Genomic DNA, 19,033 nt, shown 5'->3' with positions numbered 1-19,033 from the left:
GAGCGGCCCGGCGCCGGCCCTCGGGCCTACCCGCGCCGCCGAGCCCGCGCCGCCACCGCGCACGTCACCCGGCCGCCCTCGCCCACCGCCTTCGGGACCACCAGCACCGCTCCGACTCCCGCTCCGCGCACCGCCGCCGCCTCCGCCACGCTCGCCGTGCCGGTCGCCGCGCGGACCCTCGGCGACGGGGACGGGACGGGGACCGACGCCAACTCGGGGGCGGCGTACGACAGTAGCGGTACGCCCAGGGACGAGGCCGCCGCGAGCAGGCCGGGTTCCGTCGCGCGGGTGTCGAGCGTGGCCAGGGCGGTGAGGCGGCCGTCCGGGGGGATCATCCGGGGGACGAGGGCCAGGATCTCGGCCGCGGTCACCCCGGGGCGGGCGCCGACCCCCGCCACGTACTCACGCACGCGCGGTCGCCGCCGCCGCGACCAGTCGTTCCGCCGCCCCCGGCACGCCCGCCCAGTGGACGTGCAGATACGACGCGTGGACGCCGTCGGACGCGAAGCCCTCGACGCGGCGCTCCGGGTGGGTGAAGCCCCAGGCCGGTGTCGGGCCCGCGCCCGGCTCCGTCACCGTGCGGTGGAATTCGTGGCCGCGGACACGGGTGCCCACCGCCGCCAGGGGGGAGTCCGTGAGAGCGACGGCCTCGCGGTAACCCAGCGTCAGGCGGGGGGACATGCGCGCCTCGGCGGGGAGGACGCCGCACATCGGGCGGTCGTCCAGCGACCTCGACAGGTACAGCAGGCCCGCGCACTCGGCGATCACCAGGGCGCCGGAGGCGGCCAGGGCGGCGACCTCGGCGCGCAGCGGCTCGTTGGCGGACAGCTCCGGGGCGTACACCTCGGGGAAGCCGCCGCCGATGACCAGGCCGGCGGTGCCGGGAGGGAGCTTCTCGTCGCGGAGGGGGTCGAAGGTGACCACGTCCGCACCCGCCGCCGCGAGGAGTTCGGTGTGTTCGGCGTAGGAGAAGGTGAACGCCGGGCCGCCGGCGACGGCGATCACCGGGTGGGACGCGGGAGAGGAGACGGGAGGCGACCACGGCGTGTCCGGGAGCGGGGGCGCGCTGCGGGCCAGGGCCAGCAGGGCCTCCAGGTCGCAGCCCGCGCGCACCCGTTCCGCCTGCGCCGCGACCGCGTCCAGCGCCTCCGCGCGGCGCTCCGCGACCGGCACCAGGCCCAGGTGGCGGCTGGGGGTGTCGACGTCGGCCGCCCGGCGCAGCGCGCCGAGGACCGGGACGCCGGAGCCGCCCAACGCCTCGCGCAGCAGCGCCTCGTGGCGGTCCGAGCCGACCTTGTTGAGGATGACGCCCGCGACCCGCACCTCCGGGTCCCAGGACGCGAAGCCGTGCACCAGCGCCGCCACCGACCGCGACTGCGAGGAGGCGTCGACGACGAGGACGACCGGGGCGCGCAGGAGCTTGGCGACGTGGGCCGTCGACGCCAGCTCACCCATGCCGCTCGCGCCGTCGAAGAGGCCCATCACGCCCTCGATCAGGGCCAGTTCCGCTCCCGCCGCGCCATGGAGGAACAGGGGGGCGATGCGCTCCGGGCCGCAGAGGTATGCGTCCAGGTTGCGGCCGGGGCGGCCGGTCGCGAGGGCGTGGTAGCCGGGGTCGATGTAGTCGGGGCCCACCTTGTGCGGCGACACGGCGAGGCCCGCGTCCGTGAACGCCCGCATCAGGCCCGTCGCCACGGTCGTCTTGCCGCTGCCGGAGGCCGGGGCGGCGATGACCAGACGGGGGACGTGCGTACTCACCACTCGATGCCCCGCTGGCCCTTCTGGCCCGTGTCCATCGGGTGCTTGACCTTCGACATGTCGGTGACGAGGTCCGCGAAGTCCACCAGCTCCTGCGGGGCGTTGCGGCCGGTGATGACCACGTGCTGGGTGCCGGGGCGGTCGCGGAGGACGGAGATCACCTCGGCGGTGTCGATCCAGCCCCAGTGCAGCGGGTAGGCGAACTCGTCCAGGACGTACAGCCGGTACGACTCGGCGGCCAGGTCGCGCTTGACCTGCTCCCAGCCCTCGCGCGCCGCCTCCTCGCTGGAGGAGATGTCGCGCTGCACCCAGGACCAGCCCTCGCCCATCTTGTGCCAGGCGACCGTGCCGCCCTCGCCGGTCTCCCCGAGCACCTTCAGCGCCCGCTCCTCGCCGACCTTCCACTTCGCGGACTTCACGAACTGGAACACCCCGACCGGCCAGCCCTGGTTCCAGGCCCGCAGGGCCAGCCCGAAGGCCGCCGTCGACTTGCCCTTGCCGATCCCGGTGTGGACGAAGACGAGCGGCCGGTTGCGGCGCTGGCGCGTGGTGAGACCGTCGTCGGGGACGACGGTCGGCTGTCCCTTGGGCATTACGCGGCCCTCCTGGAGGTGTTGCCGTTGTTGCTGTTGCGTACGGTCCGGACGAGCGCGGAGACGCTGTCCGCGCGCAGTTCGTCGAGGGTGACGACGGGGGCGAGGAGGGAGTGGCCCAACTCGGTGGCCAGGCCCAGGCGTACGGGCCCGGCCTCGCAGTCGACGACGATGGAGGCGGTGCCCTCGGCGGCCAGCAGGCCCGCCGCGCGCGCCGCGCGGGCCAGCGGCTCGGGACCGCCGGTGGCCCGGCCGTCCGTCACCACGACCAGCAGCGGACGGCGCGAGGGGTCCCGGAGGCGCTCCACCCGCAGCACCTCGTGCGCCTGGAGCAGGCCCGCGGCGAGCGGGGTGCGGCCGCCGGTCGGCAGCTTCTCCAGCCGGGCCGCGCCCGCGTCCACCGACGAGGTGGGCGGCAGCGCGACCTCCGCGCCGGAACCCCGGAAGGTGATCATCCCGACCTTGTCCCGGCGCTGGTAGGCGTCGAGGAGGAGGGAGAGCACCGCGCCCTTGACGGCGCTCATCCGCTTGCGGGCCGCCATCGAGCCGGAGGCGTCCACGACGAACAGGACGAGGTTGCCCTCGCGGCCCTCGCGCACCGCCTCCCGCAGGTCGTCCCGGCGGACGACGAGGCCGCGTCCCGTGCGCCCGCGCGCCCGCTGGTGCGGGGCCGCGGCCTGCACGGTCGCCGCCAGGTGCAGCCGGGACAGCACGCCGCGCGGACGGCGCGAACCGGTCGTCCGGCCGTGCGGCGTACGGGAGCGGGAACGGCGGCCGGCCGCGCCCTCGCCGAGGCCGGGGACGTCGAACTTGCGGGTGCGGAAGGGGGCGGCCGCCGCTACCGGGGGTGCTTCCTGGGCCCCTTGGGCCCCTTGGGCCGGGGCCTCCTGCGGGGCGGCGGGGTCCGCGCCTTCGGAGGGTTCGGGAGCCGGCTGTTCCTCGGTCTCGCGCTGGGCGGGGAGTTCGGCTTCCTGCTCCGGACCCCGGGGCGGCTCGCCGCCGCCGTCTCCGTCGGGGCCGTTGTCGTCAGGGCCGTTGTCTTCGGGGCCGCTGTCTTCGGGGCCCTCAGGCTCCGGGTCGTCGTCCTCGTCCTCGAACTGGCTCAGGATCTCGTCGAGTTTGGCCTCGTCCAGGCCCGGGGCGTCGAAGGGCGCGCGGCGTCGACGGTGGGGGAGGGCCAGCAGGGCCGCCTGCCGTACGTCCTCGGTGACGACGTCCGTACGTCCGTCCCATGCGGCGAGCGCGGTCGCCGTGCGCGCGGTGACGATGTCGGCGCGCATGCCGTCCACCTCGAAACCGGCGCAGACCGCGGCGATCCGGCGCAGGGCCCCGTCCCCGAGCCGTACCGCCGGCAGCAGGGCGCGCGCGGCGGCGATGCGCTCGCGCAGCGCGTCCTCCTCGGCGGCCCACTTGGCCGTGAACGCGGCCGGGTCCTCGTCGAAGGCGAGGCGGCGGCGGACGACCTCGACGCGCTCGTCGGGCTCGCGGGAGGCGGCGACCTCGACGGTCAGGCCGAAGCGGTCGAGGAGTTGGGGGCGGAGCTCGCCCTCCTCGGGGTTCATGGTGCCGACGAGGAGGAAGCGGCTGGCGTGGCGGACGGAGACGCCTTCGCGTTCGATGTGGGCGGAGCCGGTGGCTGCCGCGTCCAACAAGGAGTCGATGAGGTGGTCGCCCAGGAGGTTGACCTCATCGACGTACAGGACGCCGCGGTGGGCGGCGGCCAGGAGACCCGGCTCGAAGGCCTTGACGCCGTCCGAGAGGGCGCGCTCGATGTCGAGCGAGCCGACGAGGCGGTCCTCCGAGGCGCCGACGGGGAGTTCGGCCATCTTCGCCGGACGGGTGAGCGGGGCGTCGTCCGTATGGGGACCGTCCGGGCAGCCGGGGTCCGGGGCGGCGGGGTCGCAGGCGAACCGGCAGCCGGTGTAGGTCCCGACCTCCGGGAGAAGGGCGGACAAGGCCCGGACGGTCGTGGTCTTCGCCGTTCCCTTCTCGCCGCGTACGAGGACGCCGCCGACCGCGGGGGAGACCGCGTTGAGGAGCAGCGCGAGCCGCAGGCTGTCCATGCCGACGACGGCGGCGAAGGGATAGGGGGTGCTGCTCATGCGGTCATCGCTCCTTCGGGTGGTGCGCTGGCTGGTGTACGCCGCTGGTGCTCGGACGCCGCACTGGCTTCATGGCGCCCCCGGCGGTATGAAGGGGGCGCCAGCGGGGACGCCGTCCTCGATCAGGCGCATCAGCGCATCCGTATCCGCGTGCTCCTCGATCAAATCGCCCAGGCGGTCCAGCTGTTCCTCGCGGAGGCCCGCGAACGACGTGTCCGGGGCCGGGACGAAGCGGCGGCCCGCCGCCTCCGCCACGCGCCGAAGGAACGCGCGGCGGAACGCGTCGCTCTCCAGCGAGCCGTGCCAGTGCGTACCCCACACCGACCCGACCCGGCAGCCGTCCAAGAAGGGCTCCCCGCCCAGCACTTCGGCGACGCCGTGGTGGATCTCGTAGCCCTCCACCCGCTCGCCGAGCGCCTCGCCGACGGGGCGCTCCAGGGTCTTCTCCGCCGCGAACCGCACCCGTACGGGCAGCAGGCCCAGGCCCTCCACGACCCCGGCCCGGGACTCGACCTCGTCCTCGACGCGTTCGCCGAGGAGCTGGAAGCCGCCGCAGATGCCGAGGACCGGGCGGTCCTCGGCGGCGCGGCGGACGAGCGCGTCGGCGAGACCGCGTTCGCGAAGCCAGGCCAGGGCGCGGACGGTGCCGCGGGTGCCGGGCACCACCACGAGGTCCGCGTCGGCGAGTTCCTCGGGGCGGTCGACGAAGCGGACGATCACGCCCGGCTCGGCGGCGAGCGCGTCCACGTCTGTGAAGTTGGACATGAGGGGGACGGCGCAGACCGCGACCCGCAGCACGTCCTCGCCCAGTGGCGGGGCGACCACCGACTCGCGCACGGCGCCGCGCAGCGAGACGCGGAGCCCGTCCTCCTCGTCGATGCCGAGGCCGTGGGCGAACGGCAGGACGCCGTACGTCCGGCGGCCGGTGAGGCCGCGCAGCATCTCCAGCCCCGGCTCCAGCAGGGACACGTCGCCGCGGAACTTGTTGACCAGATAGCCCGCTATGAGCTCCTGGTCCTCGGGGGAGAGCAGCGCGGTGGTGCCGAAGAAGGACGCGAAGACGCCGCCGCGGTCGATGTCGCCGACCACGACGACGGGCAGCCGACCGGCGCGCGCGATGCCCATGTTGACGATGTCGGTGCGGCGCAGGTTGATCTCGGCGGGGCTGCCGGCACCCTCGCAGATCACCGCGTCGTGGGTGGCGCGCAGCTGCTCCAGGCAGTCGGTGACGGTGCCGAAGAGCTGCTCCTGGCGGCCGGAATGGTAGCCGCGGGCGCTGAGTTCGCCGACGGGTTTGCCCATGAGCACGACCTGGCTGCTGCGGTCGCCGCCCGGCTTGAGCAGCACCGGGTTCATCAGCGCGCTCGGCTCGACACGGGCGGCCGCGGCCTGCATGGCCTGGGCGCGGCCTATCTCGGCGCCCTCCCGGGTCACGAAAGAATTCAGCGACATGTTCTGCGCCTTGAACGGCGCCACCTTGACGCCCTTGCGCACCAGCCACCGGCAGATGCCGGCGGTGACCACGCTCTTGCCCGCGTCGGAGGTCGTCCCCGCGACCAGCAGGCCCCCACCCCGCTTACCCACCCGTGCTGCTCCTCTTGACGGTCCTGCTGATGAGACTTCCCACTGTGCGCCCGGTGACAGCAACGCCCAGCGCCAGCAACGAGACCCGGCGGGAGAGCCGGACGGCCCGTTCGATGTCGGCCACGGCCACCGGCCGGTTCTCCGCACCCAGGACGGGGCGGTGCTCGACGCGGCCGGCGTAGGCGAGGGTGCCGCCGAGGCGTACGCCCAGGGCGCCCGCGAACGCGGCTTCCACCGGGCCCGCGTTGGGGCTGGGGTGGCGGCCGGCGTCGCGCCGGGCGACGCGCAGCGCGTCGCGCCGGTCGGGGCCGGCGAGGACGGCCAGGGCGGCGGTGAGCCGGGCGCCGGGCCAGCCGACGACGTCGTCGAGCCGGGCGGAGGCCCAGCCGAAGCGGCGGTAACGGGGGGACTCGTGGCCCACCATCGCGTCGAGTGTGTTGACCGCGCGGAAGCCGATGAGGCCGGGGACGCCCGCGAACGCGCCCCAGACGAGGGCGCCGACGACGGCGTCGGAGGTGTTCTCGGCGACGGACTCCACGACGGCGCGGGCCATCTGCTGCCCGTCCAGGGACTGCGGGTCGCGCCCGCACAGGTGCGGCAGCCGTTCGCGGGCGACATCGAGGTCGCCCGCTTCGAGCGCCCCGCCGATGGCGCGGGCCTCGCGGCCGAGGGAGGTGCCGCCGAGGACGGCCCAGGTCGCGGCGGCGGTCAGGGCGGCGTCCGCGGTGCGGTGGCCGCGGGTGGCGCGGGCGAGCAGGGCGGCGCCCGCGGCCGCGCCACCGGCGCACACGAGGGTGTGCAGGGTGCCGTGGGCGCGGTGGTCGCGCCACAGCCGGCGCTCGACGGAGTGCGCGGCGCGGCCGAAGGCGGCGACGGGGTGGCCGCGGCGGGGGTCGGCGAGGACGAGGTCGCAGGCGAAACCGAGGACGGCGCCGCAGGCGAAGCCGAGGGGGTCGGCGGAGGGCACGCGTCAGACCGCCGTCGCACCTCGGGGCGAACGCGGTCCGGTCGGTGGTCGGCGGCGGCCGGGCATGGCTCTGTGTCCTCACTCAGGGTCCGCGCCCTGGTTCGACGTGACCGGCGACCAGAGTCTCCTGGCTCCCGGATCGGCGCGGATCCCCTTGCCTTCCGGCGGTGTTCGGCTGCCGTGGCGTTGCGGTGCTGCGTGGTGCTGCGCGGGGGCGCGCTCCCCGGTGACAGTGGCGGGACCGCGCCGGACTCGCACCGGCTTCCTCTGCTGTCGCCGTTTGGCCTCGGCAGTCCACCATGGCCCGTGAGCGGGCGTCAACTCGGGTTTGGGTTTGCCCCTGGCCCGCCCTTTCACCGTTTCTTCCGGGGGCTCCGCCCCCTCGGCCCGGCACCGCGCTGCCGCGCGGTGGGCGGGGCTCCGCCCCTGCTCCCCGGCGGGGGCTGCGCCCCCTGCACCCCTGCTTCCGGGGCTTCGCCCCTGGCCCCCTTTTTCGGGGCTCCGCCCCGGACCCCGTTTGTCGCGGCTCCGCCGCTCGTCCTCAAACGCCGGACGGGCTGGGTTTCGGGCCCGGGCCGGATTCCAAAGCCCGGGCGCGCGCTTCAGCCCGGGTGCGCACTTCAGCCGGGGCGCGTACTTCAGCCGGGGCGCGTACTTCAGCCCGGGCGGGCACTTCAGCCCGTCCGGCGTTTGAGGACTCCGCCCGAAGGGCGGACGGGGTCCGGGGTCTCCCCGGAAGAAACGGTGAAAGGGCGGGACCGGGGCACACACCCAGCCTGTCCGGCGCTTGAGGACAGCGCCCGCAGGGCGCTTCAGGGGTCCAGGGGGCGCAGGGGCGAAGCCCCGCCACCGCCCGGAGGGGCGGTCCGGGTCCGGGGCCCCGCCCCGGGTGGGGGTACCCCCTCTGGGGGAGGCGAAAGGGCGGGCCGGGGGCAAAAACCCCCCGACCCGCCCCGAGACCGCCGCCTCAGGCGACGATCAAATAGATCCCGTACCCGACCACCGCCGCACACGCCGCATAACACGCATACGCACCGGCGCGGACCAACCCCGTGGACGACCCCCCGCCCTCGCGGGACCCCGACGTCCCCACGATCCCCAGCGTGAAGACCCCCACCAGCGCCACCGTCATCACGACACTGACACCGAAGACCTGGCCGAGCGCGGCCCAATTGATGTTCATCGCGGAAGGATTCCTCAGCTGGTCGCGGCCACGGCGGGGGTCACCGCGGGCTCGGGGGTGGTGACGGACGGGGCGGCCGGGGCAGCCGGGGCGGCCGGCGGCGGGGCCACGGCCTGCAGGGCCTGGGTGACGACACCCGCCGGCTCCTCCGCGACGGCGGGGGAGGGCGCCGCATCGTCGCCCGTGACCGGCTTCCGCCGCGACGCCAGCCAGATCGCGCCGCTCACGGCGATGCCCAGGACGGCGACGGCCGCGACGCCCCAGTCGCCCTGGTCCGCGAGGAGCGCCGCGCCGCCGGCGACCAGACCGGCCGCGGGGAGCGTCAGGCACCAGGCGATGACCATGCGGCCGGCCGTGGACCAGCGGACCACGCCGCCCTTGCGGCCGAGCCCGGCGCCCATGATCGAGCCGGAGCAGACCTGCGTGGTGGAGAGCGCGAAGCCGATGTGCGAGGAGGCGAGGATCACCGTCGCGGCACCGGTCTGGGCGGCGAAGCCCTGCGCGGGGCGGATGTCGGTGAGGCCCTTGCCGAGGGTCTGGATGATGCGCCAGCCGCCCAGGTACGTACCGAGGGCGATCGCGAGGCCGGCCGAGACGACGACCCACAGCGGCGGGTCGGAGTGCGGGGCGACGACGCCGCCGGTGACCAGGGCGAGGGTGATCACGCCCATGGTCTTCTGCGCGTCGTTGGTGCCGTGGGCCAGCGAGACGAGCGCGGCGGAGGCGATCTGCCCGGCGCGGTAGCCCCGCGCGGTGTCGGCCTCGTCGCGGCCGCGGGCCAGCCGGTAGGTGAGCCGGGTCGCGAGCGTCGCGGCGACGCCGGCGACGATCGGCGCGGCCACGGCCGGGATGAGGACCTTCATGACGACGGCCTCGCCGTGGACGCCGTGGGTGCCGACCGAGACCAGCGTCGCGCCGATCAGGCCGCCGAAGAGGGCGTGCGAGGAACTGGAGGGCAGGCCCGCCAGCCAGGTCAGCAGATTCCAGACGATCGCGCCGACCAGACCGGCGAAAATCACCTCTGGTCTGATCCCGGCGCTCTCGTCGATGATGCCTCCGGAGATCGTCTTGGCGACCTCCACCGAGAGGAACGCGCCGACGAGGTTGAGCACCGCCGACATGGCCACCGCGACCTTGGGTCTGAGAGCCCCGGTGGAAATGGTGGTGGCCATCGCGTTGGCCGTGTCGTGGAAGCCGTTCGTAAAGTCGAACACCAAGGCCGTGACGATCACGATCCCGATGAGAAGCGTGATGTGTTCCATTCACCCAGGCAATCAGTCAGGCGGTCAGATTCCGTACGACGGTCGGACTCCGTACGTCAGTACGCGGCGACCGTAGGGACTCCGGGTGAACGGAAGGTGAACGGGCGCGGGAGCCACGGTGACGCGAACCGGAGGCGGTGAACCGTGAAGGAATCGAAGGGGTCCGCGGCAGAGGCCCGGATCCGGGCGGAAGTGCTGGCCACGGCCCGGCGGACGGCCGCCGAGGGGCTGGTGGTGGGCACCTCGGGAAACGTTTCGGCCCGGCTCGGAGAGATGATCCTTGTCACGCCCAGCGGTGTGCCGTACGACCGGCTCGGTCCGGAGGACCTGGTGGCCGTGGACCCGGACGGCCGCCCGCTCGGCGACGGGCTCGCGCCCACCAGCGAACTGCCGCTGCACCTCGCCGTCTACCGGGCCACCGGCGCCGCGGCGATCGTGCACACCCACGCCGTCCACGCCACGGCCGTCTCCACGCTCGTCGACGAGCTGCCGGCGGTCCACTACATGACCGCGGCCCTCGGCGGGCCCGTCCGCGTCGCGCCCTACGCCCTCTACGGCAGCGACGAGCTCGCCCGCCACGCCCTGGCCGCCCTCGACGGCCGCACCGGCTGCCTGCTGCGCAACCACGGCACGCTCACCTACGGGGCGACCCCGGAGCAGGCCCACGACCGCACCGCCCAGCTGGAGTGGATGTGCCGCGTCTGGCTGGCCGCTTCGGGCGTGCCCGGCCGTACGCCCACCCTGCTGAGCCCGGACCAGCTCGCCGAGGCGGCCCAGAAGCTGACCAAATATGGGCAGGAACCGTAAAGATCCAGACAGAAACACCCGCTCGCCGGTCCCCGTCGACTGGCCCCGCCCCGCGCCGCCGCCGACACTTGAGGGATGCATCTGGTCAGGACGACGGCCTGGACGGCGGCGGTCGCGGCCGCCGCGTCGGCGGCCGCGCTGGCGGCCGGGCGGTACGCGGGCACCGCCGCCCTGCGGACCGGGCCCGGCACGCCGCTGCCCGGCGAGCACCCCCTCACCGTGCACGCGGCCGACACCGACACCGTCACCCTCGCCCGCACCCCCAACGCCCTGCGCCCCGGCACGTACGGGCTCGCCGCGCCCGGCCTGCACGCGATCGTCGGGCCGCCCGTCGCGGACGTCTCGCACCCCCACGACCGCGTCGTCCGCCGGCTCGTCCGGGTCGTCCACGGCCACCTCCACGAAGGCGCGCACGTCCACTTCACCCCGCAGGTCCACCTCGGCGACCCGTACCAGGCGCTGGGCATCGTCCACCGCGAGGTGGACGTGCCCGGCGCGGACGGCACGCTGCCGGCCTGGTTCCTGCCCGGCGCCCGGGACACCGCCGTCGTCGCCGTGCACGGCCTGGGCACCACCCGCGAACACCCCATGGTCGTCCTGCCGTTCCTGCACCGCGCCCGGCTCCCCGTGCTCGTCCCCGCGCTCCGCGGCGACCCCGGCGCGCCCCGGCCCGCCGACGGCATCGGCCGGCTCGGCGCCGCCGAGCGGCACGACGTCGCCGCCGCCGTCGCGGAGGCCGTGCGCCGCGGGGCCCGGCGCGTGGTGCTGCTCGGCTGGTCCACCGGGGCCACCGCGGCGCTGCTCGCCGCCGCCGACCCGCAGACCGGCCCGCGCGTCGCGGGGCTCGTCCTGGACTCCCCGGTGCTCGACTGGGACGCCGCGCTGCACGCGCTCGCCGGGCGCCGTCCGCCCGCCGCGCTGCGCCCGCTCGCGGTGCATTCGGCCCGCGCCCGCGCCGGCCTCGACCAGGGCGAACTCCGGGCCGCCGCCGACCCGGCACGGCTGGCCGTGCCCACCCTGCTCCTGCACGCCCCGGACGACCCCGTGGCCCCCTGGCACCTCTCCCGCGACCTCGCCGCGCACCGTCCCGACCTGGTCACCCTGCGGACGGTCCGCGACGCCGGGCACTCCGCCCTGTGGAACGCCGACCCGGCGGGCTACGAGGAGGCCCTGCGGCGCTTCCTGACGCCCCTGATGTAGGGCGCCACCGGTCGCCACCAGGGGTCATGGGTGTCTGCATGGTTGATTCCGATTGGGTTTTCGGAGCGTGAACGGCAAGACTGCTCCTGTGACGTCCCGTACTCCGCGCGACTCCCGGCTCAGACTCGTCCCCCGGCAGCCGATCGCCGCCGCCCGCAAGGCGGTGGCCGACCGGGGCTCCCGTCCCGCCCCCCGCCCGCCCGCCGGCATCCCGGCCCGGCCGGAACTCGCCCGGCAGGCGAGAGCCGGGCTCACCGGCGCCGTCCGCCTCGCCCGCTGGGCGGCCGACCAGCAGGCCCGTCCCGAGGAGCTCGGCCGGGCCGCCGACCGGGCCGCGGCCGCCCTGGGGGTGACGCCCGACCGGGTCCGGGCCGACTGGGACCGGGCCCGGCTGGCCGGCCTCCTGGAACTGCACGGCAACACCGCCCGCCCCGGCTGGCGGCTGACCGCCTGGGACCGGGACGACAGCGCCGTGCTGCGCGGCTGGGTGGCGCTCTTCGACGCCTGGTCGATCGCCCGCCCCGAACCGGCCGGCACCGACGCGACCGTCGCCGCCGAGGTCGTCGAGGCCGCGCCCCAGCTGCTGTCCGTCCTGCACCTGTCCGCCGGCCCGGTCCCCGTCGCCGAGCTGCTCGACCTCCTCCGGCAGCGCGTGGCCGAGATCCGCGCCGAGCGCTGCGAGGTCCGCTACGAGGTCCGGCACGAAGGACGCCCCGTGCCGGACCTCGCCGACCGCTGCCCCGAGGAGCTCGGACCGCTCGCCGGCCTGCTCGACTGGGCCCTGGACGGGCTCGCCTCGGTCGGCGCCCTCGTGGTCCGCGGCACCGGCCCGACGGCCGAGGCGGTGCTGACGCCGCTGGGGAACTGGGCGGTGTGGGTCAAGCTGGAGCAGATCTGCGTGGCCGCCCAGAGCCCCGCGGGCAACATCGAGCTCGCCGCCGAGGCCATGCTGCGCGGCTGCGCCGACCTCAGCCCGGGCCCGGCCCGTGCCGAGTACCGGGCCTGGCTCGCCGCCCGGCCGGTGCGCAGCGCGGTCGACGAGCTGCTGGCCGCGGCCCGGGGCGACGACGCGCTGGTGCGCGGGCTGGCCTTCGAGGCGCTGCGCGCCGTGGGCGCCCCCGCGGAGCCCGCGGTGCGCGCCGCCGTCGACGAGCCGGCCGTCCGCCCGTACGCCCTGCTGTGGCTCGCCGAGCAGGAGGGGCACGACCCCGAGGAGGCGGCGGAGGTCCTCACCCGTGAGGAGGCCACCTGGCTCTGGGTGGACACCGCCGCGGCCGTCGCCGACCACGGCGAGAGCCGGCTGCTGGTGCGCCATCTCGACTCGGCGGTGCAGGGCACGGTGCCGGGTCTCCTGGAGGAGGTGCGCGCCGTCGGCCACCCGCGTACGGTCCAGGTGCTGGTGGCTCTGGCCGCCGCGCATCCGGATCCGGCGCTGGCCAAGGCGGTGCGGCGGGCGGCTTTCCAGGTGCATCGCGGGGGTACGTGATCCGGTGCGCGGGGCCCCGGGTGGGGTGATTTGCCCCTGGCCCGCCCTTTCACCGTTTCTTCCGGGGGGAGACCCCCGGGCCCCCATTCGCCCTTCGGGCGAAGTCCTCAAGCGCCGGACGGGCTGAAATAGCCCGTCCGGCGTTTGAGGACACCCGCGCGGAGCGCAAGGAAACGGTGAAAGGGCGGGACCGGGGCAAACCCCCCGCCGTCAGCGGAACGTGTCGCAGGCCGCCACGCTCCCCGTCCGATAGCCCGTCGTGAACCACTGCTGACGCTGCGCCGCCGACCCGTGCGTCCAGCTCTCCGGGGTCACCCGCCCCTGGAACTTCTCCTGGATGCGGTCGTCGCCCACCGCCGCCGCGGCCGACAGGCCGTCGCTGATGTCCTGCTGCGAGAGCTGCTTGAGCAGCGGCCGGCCCGTCGCCGGGTCCGGGGTGGTGGTCGCGTGGTGCGCCCAGACCCCGGCGTAGCAGTCCGCCTGGAGCTCGACCTTGACGGAGTTGCTGGTCTCGCCGGTCTTCCGGTCCTGGGAGCGGGCCAGGGTCCCGGTCAGGTTCTGGATGTGGTGCCCGTACTCGTGCGCCACCACGTACGCCTCGGCGAACGGTCCGCCGCGGGCCCCGAACTTGTCGGTGAGCTCCTTGAAGAAGCCCAGGTCGAGATAGACCTTGTGGTCGCCGGGGCAGTAGAACGGGCCGACGGCCGAGGTCGCGGACCCGCAGGCGGTGTTCGTCCGGTCGGTGAAGAGCTTGGTCGGCGCCGGGTTGTAGGCGCGGCCGCCGCGGGCGTACTCCTGCTTCCAGAAGGACTGGACGCTGTTGACGACACCGACGATCCGGCAGTCCTCCCGGGTGTTGGCGTCCCGCCCCTTCTTGCAGCTCTGCGCCACCTGGCTGTCCGTACTGGCGGTCCCGGACGGGTTGCCCGAATTCCCCGAGGACAGTCCCAGCTCCTGCGGGCCGATGCCGAAGAACAGCCCGGCGAGCAGGGCCAGCAGCCCCACGACCCCGCCGCCCACGGTCAGCCCGCCCCCGGGGATCCGGCTGCCCCGCTCGTCCTGCACCTGTGAGGTGTCCAGGTCCGCGTCGTCGTCGAACTGCATGCCCGCCGCCTCTCCCACGGGGTCCGTCACCCCGAGTATCGGTGCACCGATTGTTCCGTGCCCGCCCGTTTCGTGCCCGCCCGGGCCGTCCGGAACGGTAGTGAACCCGGGCGGACGGCGGCGAATCCGGCGGAGGCCGGACGGTGTACGACCGGCGTGCGAGCACTCTCCGTGCGCCCCCGGGCCCGCCGCCCGACCGGGAAATCTGCTTGCCCGCCCCCGTTAGACTCTTCCCCATGGCTTCTCTCCTCGTGCATTAGACGGCGCCGCGCCGCACCGCGCGGCAGTGCTCGCCCCCTTCCCGACCGCCGTCCACCCTGCCCAGGAGTAGTTCCCGTGATCACCGCCTCCGGCCTCGAGCTGCGCGCCGGCGCCCGTGTCCTCATCGAGTCGGCCTCGTTCCGCATCGCCAAGGGCGACCGCATCGGTCTGGTCGGCCGCAACGGCGCCGGCAAGACCACGCTGACCAAGTGCCTGGCCGGCGAGGGCATCCCCGCCGCCGGCACCATCAGCCGCTCCGGCGAGGTCGGCTACCTCCCGCAGGACCCGCGCACCGGCGACCTCGACGTGCTCGCCCGCGACCGCGTCCTCTCCGCCCGCGGCCTGGACGCCGTCCTCCGCAAGATGCGCGAGAACGAGGACCGCATGGCCAACGGCAAGGGCGCCACGCGCGAGAAGGCCATGAAGAAGTACGAGCGCCTGGAGACGGAGTTCCTCACCAAGGGCGGGTACGCCGCCGAGGCCGAGGCCGCCACCATCGCCGCCAGCCTGGGGCTGCCCGACCGCATCCTCGGCCAGCCGCTGCACACCCTCTCCGGCGGTCAGCGCCGCCGTGTCGAGCTGGCCCGGATCCTCTTCTCCGACGCCGACACCCTGCTCCTCGACGAGCCCACGAACCACCTCGACGCCGACTCCATCGCCTGGCTGCGCGACTACCTCAAGACCTACCGCGGCGGCTTCGTGGTGATCTCCCACGACGTCGACCTGGTCGAGACCGTCGTCAACAAGGTCTTCTACCTCGACGCCAACCGCTCGGTCATCGACGTCTACAACATGGGCTGGAAGCTCTACCAGCAGCAGCGCGAGGCCGACGAGAAGCGCCGCAAGCGCGAGCGGCAGAACGCGGAGAAGAAGGCCGCCGCGCTCAACTCCCAGGCCGACAAGATGCGGGCCAAGGCCACCAAGACCGTGGCCGCGCAGAACATGGCCAAGCGCGCCGAGCGGCTGCTCAAGGGCCTGGAGGAGGTGCGCGCCTCCGACAAGGTCGCCAAGCTCCGCTTCCCCGAGCCCGCGCCCTGCGGCAAGACCCCGCTCACCGCCGAGGGCCTGTCCAAGTCCTACGGCTCGCTGGAGATCTTCACCGACGTCGACCTGGCCATCGACAAGGGCTCCCGCGTCGTGATCCTCGGCCTCAACGGCGCGGGCAAGACCACGCTGCTGCGGCTGCTCGCCGGGGCCGAGAAGCCCGACACCGGTGAGGTCACCCCCGGCCACGGCCTCAAGCTCGGCTACTACGCCCAGGAGCACGAGACGCTGGACCCGGACCGCACGGTCCTGGAGAACATGCGCTCCTCGGCCCCCGACCTGGATCTGGTCGAGGTCCGCAAGACGCTGGGCTCGTTCCTGTTCTCCGGCGACGACGTCGACAAGCCCGCGGGCGTGCTCTCCGGCGGTGAGAAGACCCGGCTGGCCCTGGCCACGCTGGTGGTCTCCTCCGCGAACGTCCTCCTCCTGGACGAGCCCACCAACAACCTCGACCCCGCCAGCCGCGAGGAGATCCTGGGCGCCCTGCGCACCTACAAGGGCGCGGTCGTGCTGGTGACGCACGACGAGGGCGCCGTGGACGCGCTGGAGCCGGAGCGCATCATCCTGCTGCCGGACGGCGTGGAGGACCTGTGGGGTCCGGACTACGCGGACCTGGTCTCCCTCGCCTGAGGCGCTCCCGCGGTTCGCTTGATCAGTCCCGTCCCGATCATTCGGACGATGCGTGATCCTTCATCTGAGTGAGGACGGCTCGTACCCCGGTGTGGTGGAACGCTCCGGCGCACGCAGGGCACCGGCCACCGGCCGCGCTCCGCTCCCGCACTCCCGGCTCCGTCCCTGACCTGCCGCTTCACCCGGCCACCCGTACGGCCGTACGGCCGGGTAGGGACGGAATCGCCTGCTCCGGGGGCTGTTCGCGGCCCGGATCGCGGAAACCTTCTGTCATCGACCTTGCCGAATGGGTGGCCAGGATCCCGGCAAGGGGTGATCATGAGAGTCAAGAGGCGCATCTCCCATGAGGAGGCACGGGTGGCCGAGACTCTGAAGAAGGGCAGCCGGGTGACCGGCGCCGCGCGCGAGAAGCTCGCGGCAGACCTGAAGAAGAAGTACGACTCCGGTGCGAGCATCAGGGCGCTGGCCGAAGAGACCGGCCGCTCCTACGGCTTTGTCCACCGGATGCTCAGCGAATCCGGCGTGATCCTGCGGGGTCGCGGCGGGGCGACGCGTGGCAAGAAGGCCGCCTCGGCCTGACACGCGGTCCTGTCGGGCACTGAAGCATGGACGGTGCCACCCGGTCGGCCGTCGTTCCGGCCGGGTGGTTACTGTGCAGTCACTTGTTGCTGACTGCAGTTCCGACTCCGGAGGCTTCCATGACCGCCCCGCAGGCCCTGCTCGACCAGGACGGCGTGCGGCTCACCGTGCTCGACGCGGTGGCCACCGTCACGCTGAACCGTCCCGCCAAGCGCAACGCCCAGTCGCCCGCCATGTGGCGGGCGCTCACCGAGGCCGGGCGGCTGCTGCCGGGCAGCGTGCGGGTCGTGGTGCTCCGCGGCGAGGGCAAGTCCTTCTCCGCGGGCCTCGACCGGCAGGCGTTCACGCCCGAGGGGTTCGACGGGGAGCCGTCGTTCCTGGATCTGGCGCGCGGCTCCGAGGCCGACCTCGACGCGGAAATCGCCGCGTACCAGCGGGCGTTCACCTGGTGGCGGCGGAACGACATCGTCTCCATAGCCGCCGTGCAGGGCCATGCGATCGGTGCGGGCTTCCAGCTCGCCCTCGCGTGCGACCTGCGGATCTGTGCGGACGACGTGCAGTTCGCCATGCGCGAGACCAGCCTGGGGCTGGTGCCCGACCTGGGCGGCACCCAGCCGCTGGTCGGACTCGTCGGCTATGCGCGGGCGTTGGAGATCTGCGCGACCGGGCGCTTCGTCCACGCCGCGGAGGCCGAGCGGACCGGCCTGGCCAATCTCGTCGTGCCCGCCGGCGAACTCGCCGCGGCGACGGACGACTTGGCCGCCGCGCTGCTGGCGGCCCCGCGGGACGCGGTCGTCGAGACGAAGGCGCTGCTGCGGGGGGCGGCGGGCCGCTCGTACGACGAGCAGCGGGCGGCGGAGCGGGCCGCCCAGGGGCGGCGGTTGAGGGATCTGGCGGGTCTCGGGGAGTAATGCGCCGGGCGCGTGGGCCCAGGGCGTGTCCGAGGCACCTCACCCCACGCGCTCCGCGCGGTGCCGCACCGTCCGCAGGCGTACCTCCGCCGGAAGCCGGGCCAGCCCCGCCGAGGTCCGGGCCGCCCCCAGGACCTCCACCCGGAAACGCCGCAGGACCGCCTCCGGCACCGCCCCCGCCCCCAGCACCAGAACCACCCGCGCCCGGGGCGCACTTCGCCGCCCCACCAGCATCACCCCCGCCCGCTCGACCCCGTCCAGGGCGCCCGCCTCCGCCGCCAGCGCCTCCTCCAGCGCGTGCCCCCGCACCAGCACGACGGGATCGTCGCCGCCGAGCACCACGTCCCGTACCCGCCTCCGCCGCAGCTGCACCACCAGCCACCACACGGCGAGCAGCGCGAGCACCGCCAGTGCGGCGAGCACGACCGGCCACCACCAGCCCCGGTCCCGCCACCGCCGCCGGTCCCCGGCCGTGAGCAGGACGTCGTCCGGCCCCCGGAACGGCCAGCCGGACGGCAGGGAGAAGCCCCAGTGCCGGGGCAGGTCCAGTGCCCCGACGAGCACCGCCGCGCCGAACGCCAGCAGCAACAGGCCCGCGAGTCCCAGCAGTACGCGGTTGACCGTGCGCAGCACCGCGTTCACCGCCTCGGCGGCCGGTGGACGCGGACCGACAGGACGGGCCGCCGGGCGAGCCCCAACTCCCGTACGCCGTCGGCCAGAACGCCGTCCACGTCCGCCCGTACCTCGTCCAGGTCCCGGAAGTGGGAGCGCGCCCGCGCCCGGACCGTCCGCCGGCCGACGTCGACCCGTACGGACTGCACCCCGGAGACCTCCATCACCCGGTCCCGCAGCACCAGCGCCGCCGCCCGGCGGTCGAGCACGGCCCGGACGTCGGGACTGTCGCGTCGCATCGGCAGCACGCCCCGCCGGCCGGGCGTCAGGGCCAGGACGATCAGCCAGAGTCCCAGCAGCACCGCCACCACCGCGCCCGCGACGATCCAGCCGTTGTCCAGGGGCCGGTGGGCCAGTTCGCGGGCGAGCCGCTGCCGCCAGCCCAGGGCCCGGCGGCCGGCCCGTACCGCCGCCACGTCGTAGAGGAGGAGCGCCGTCGCACCCAGCACGACCGCCGCGGCCAGCGCGGCGGGCACCCGGCGGGCCGACCAGAAGCGGCCCGCGCGGCCGCCGTCCCCGTCCTCCCCGGGCCCGTTCACCGCACCCGCTCCGTCCCGCCGTGCCGCAGGTGCCGCGAGTGCAGCCGCTCGACGGTGACCACGACCTCCGGCACCGCCATGCCCGCCAGCGCCCCCACGCGTTCGGCGATCCGCCGCCGTACGGCGCGGCAGCGCTCGGCGATGTCCACCGGGTAGCCGAGTTCGACGGACACGGTCACCCGGGCCGTCTCCTCGTGGACGGTCACGGATGCGTAGGGAGGCGTACCCCTCCCGTCGTCCAGCGCCTCGCGCGCGGCCTGCGAGGCGATCTTCGCGACGACGCGGTCGGCGATCCGGGTGGCTCCGCGTCCGGCCGCTTCCACGGCCGGCCCTCCCCGTGCGACGGTCATC

The 19,033-nt window shown here is 74.8% G+C and carries 18 protein-coding genes and 1 riboswitch; of the genes, 6 read left to right on the top strand and 12 right to left on the bottom strand.

The window, feature by feature from the left end:
* Nucleotides 1–26: 26 nt before the first annotated feature.
* The 8 genes from AB8735_RS10090 to AB8735_RS10055 form a co-directional block, all read right to left on the bottom strand.
* Nucleotides 27–410 (bottom strand): cobalamin biosynthesis protein, encoded by a 384-nt coding sequence (locus AB8735_RS10090; RefSeq protein ID WP_344028287.1) that lies wholly within the window; start codon nt 408–410, stop codon nt 27–29.
* The gene (locus AB8735_RS10085; RefSeq protein ID WP_372406731.1) at nt 403–1,761 is read right to left on the bottom strand and encodes a cobyrinate a,c-diamide synthase; all 1,359 of its coding nucleotides are present in this window, start codon (nt 1,759–1,761) and stop codon (nt 403–405) included. The genes AB8735_RS10090 and AB8735_RS10085 overlap by 8 nt, the downstream gene beginning before the upstream one ends.
* The gene (cobO, locus tag AB8735_RS10080) at nt 1,755–2,351 is read right to left on the bottom strand and encodes a cob(I)yrinic acid a,c-diamide adenosyltransferase (RefSeq protein WP_344028282.1); all 597 of its coding nucleotides are present in this window, start codon (nt 2,349–2,351) and stop codon (nt 1,755–1,757) included. The genes AB8735_RS10085 and cobO overlap by 7 nt, the downstream gene beginning before the upstream one ends.
* Nucleotides 2,351–4,453, bottom strand: coding sequence for a putative cobaltochelatase (locus AB8735_RS10075; protein WP_372406730.1), 2,103 nt, complete (start codon nt 4,451–4,453; stop codon nt 2,351–2,353). The genes cobO and AB8735_RS10075 overlap by 1 nt, the downstream gene beginning before the upstream one ends.
* Before the next feature lie 69 nt (nt 4,454–4,522).
* Entirely contained in the window at nt 4,523–6,037 is a 1,515-nt protein-coding gene (locus AB8735_RS10070) for a cobyric acid synthase (protein WP_372406728.1), read from the bottom strand.
* Nucleotides 6,030–7,004 (bottom strand): cobalamin biosynthesis protein, encoded by a 975-nt coding sequence (locus AB8735_RS10065; RefSeq protein WP_372406726.1) that lies wholly within the window; start codon nt 7,002–7,004, stop codon nt 6,030–6,032. The genes AB8735_RS10070 and AB8735_RS10065 overlap by 8 nt, the downstream gene beginning before the upstream one ends.
* A gap of 120 nt (nt 7,005–7,124) precedes the next feature.
* A riboswitch (cobalamin riboswitch) is annotated at nt 7,125–7,273 on the bottom strand.
* Nucleotides 7,274–7,971: 698 nt separating this feature from the next.
* Nucleotides 7,972–8,187 carry a hypothetical protein gene (locus AB8735_RS10060; protein ID WP_344028269.1) on the bottom strand — a complete coding sequence of 72 codons (216 nt, stop codon included), beginning with the start codon at nt 8,185–8,187 and terminating at the stop codon, nt 7,972–7,974.
* 14 nt (nt 8,188–8,201) lie between these two features.
* Entirely contained in the window at nt 8,202–9,449 is a 1,248-nt protein-coding gene (locus AB8735_RS10055) for an anion permease (RefSeq protein WP_372406724.1), read from the bottom strand.
* Nucleotides 9,450–9,593: 144 nt separating this feature from the next.
* Between AB8735_RS10055 and AB8735_RS10050 the strand changes: the two genes are divergently transcribed.
* From AB8735_RS10050 to AB8735_RS10040, 3 genes are all read left to right on the top strand, one after another.
* A complete protein-coding gene (locus AB8735_RS10050; protein WP_372406721.1) occupies nt 9,594–10,256 on the top strand; it encodes a class II aldolase/adducin family protein in 663 nt (220 codons plus the stop codon).
* Between the two features lie 75 nt (nt 10,257–10,331).
* Nucleotides 10,332–11,456 (top strand): alpha/beta hydrolase, encoded by a 1,125-nt coding sequence (locus tag AB8735_RS10045; RefSeq protein WP_372406719.1) that lies wholly within the window; start codon nt 10,332–10,334, stop codon nt 11,454–11,456.
* 88 nt (nt 11,457–11,544) lie between these two features.
* Nucleotides 11,545–12,942, top strand: coding sequence for a hypothetical protein (locus tag AB8735_RS10040; protein WP_344028257.1), 1,398 nt, complete (start codon nt 11,545–11,547; stop codon nt 12,940–12,942).
* Between the two features lie 210 nt (nt 12,943–13,152).
* Here AB8735_RS10040 and AB8735_RS10035 read toward each other — a convergent pair whose 3' ends face one another.
* A complete protein-coding gene (locus AB8735_RS10035) occupies nt 13,153–14,046 on the bottom strand; it encodes a neutral zinc metallopeptidase (RefSeq protein ID WP_344032294.1) in 894 nt (297 codons plus the stop codon).
* 336 nt (nt 14,047–14,382) lie between these two features.
* Between AB8735_RS10035 and abc-f the strand changes: the two genes are divergently transcribed.
* From abc-f to AB8735_RS10020, 3 genes are all read left to right on the top strand, one after another.
* The gene (abc-f, locus tag AB8735_RS10030) at nt 14,383–15,981 is read left to right on the top strand and encodes a ribosomal protection-like ABC-F family protein (protein ID WP_344032292.1); all 1,599 of its coding nucleotides are present in this window, start codon (nt 14,383–14,385) and stop codon (nt 15,979–15,981) included.
* Between the two features lie 357 nt (nt 15,982–16,338).
* Nucleotides 16,339–16,560 carry a helix-turn-helix domain-containing protein gene (locus AB8735_RS10025; protein ID WP_030366669.1) on the top strand — a complete coding sequence of 74 codons (222 nt, stop codon included), beginning with the start codon at nt 16,339–16,341 and terminating at the stop codon, nt 16,558–16,560.
* Nucleotides 16,561–16,679: 119 nt separating this feature from the next.
* On the top strand, nt 16,680–17,471 hold the full coding sequence (locus AB8735_RS10020; RefSeq protein WP_344032283.1) for an enoyl-CoA hydratase/isomerase family protein: 792 nt from the start codon (nt 16,680–16,682) through the stop codon (nt 17,469–17,471).
* Nucleotides 17,472–17,510: 39 nt separating this feature from the next.
* On the opposite strand, the gene amaP is transcribed toward AB8735_RS10020, so the two are convergent.
* The 3 genes from amaP to AB8735_RS10005 are packed head-to-tail and all read right to left on the bottom strand — an operon-like array spanning nt 17,511 to nt 19,032.
* Nucleotides 17,511–18,113, bottom strand: a complete 603-nt coding sequence (gene amaP / locus AB8735_RS10015) for an alkaline shock response membrane anchor protein AmaP (RefSeq protein ID WP_372406715.1) — start codon at nt 18,111–18,113, stop codon at nt 17,511–17,513.
* On the bottom strand, nt 18,110–18,682 hold the full coding sequence (locus AB8735_RS10010; protein ID WP_344032279.1) for a DUF6286 domain-containing protein: 573 nt from the start codon (nt 18,680–18,682) through the stop codon (nt 18,110–18,112). The genes amaP and AB8735_RS10010 overlap by 4 nt, the downstream gene beginning before the upstream one ends.
* On the bottom strand, nt 18,679–19,032 hold the full coding sequence (locus AB8735_RS10005) for an Asp23/Gls24 family envelope stress response protein (RefSeq protein ID WP_372406714.1): 354 nt from the start codon (nt 19,030–19,032) through the stop codon (nt 18,679–18,681). The genes AB8735_RS10010 and AB8735_RS10005 overlap by 4 nt, the downstream gene beginning before the upstream one ends.
* Between the last annotated feature and the right edge of the window lies 1 nt (nt 19,033).

Source organism: Streptomyces luteireticuli (assembly GCF_041519305.1).
Lineage (GTDB): Bacteria > Actinomycetota > Actinomycetes > Streptomycetales > Streptomycetaceae > Streptomyces > Streptomyces luteireticuli.
The sequence above is the reverse complement of the archived record's forward strand: the minus strand, read 5'-3'. Positions and strand labels throughout refer to the sequence as shown.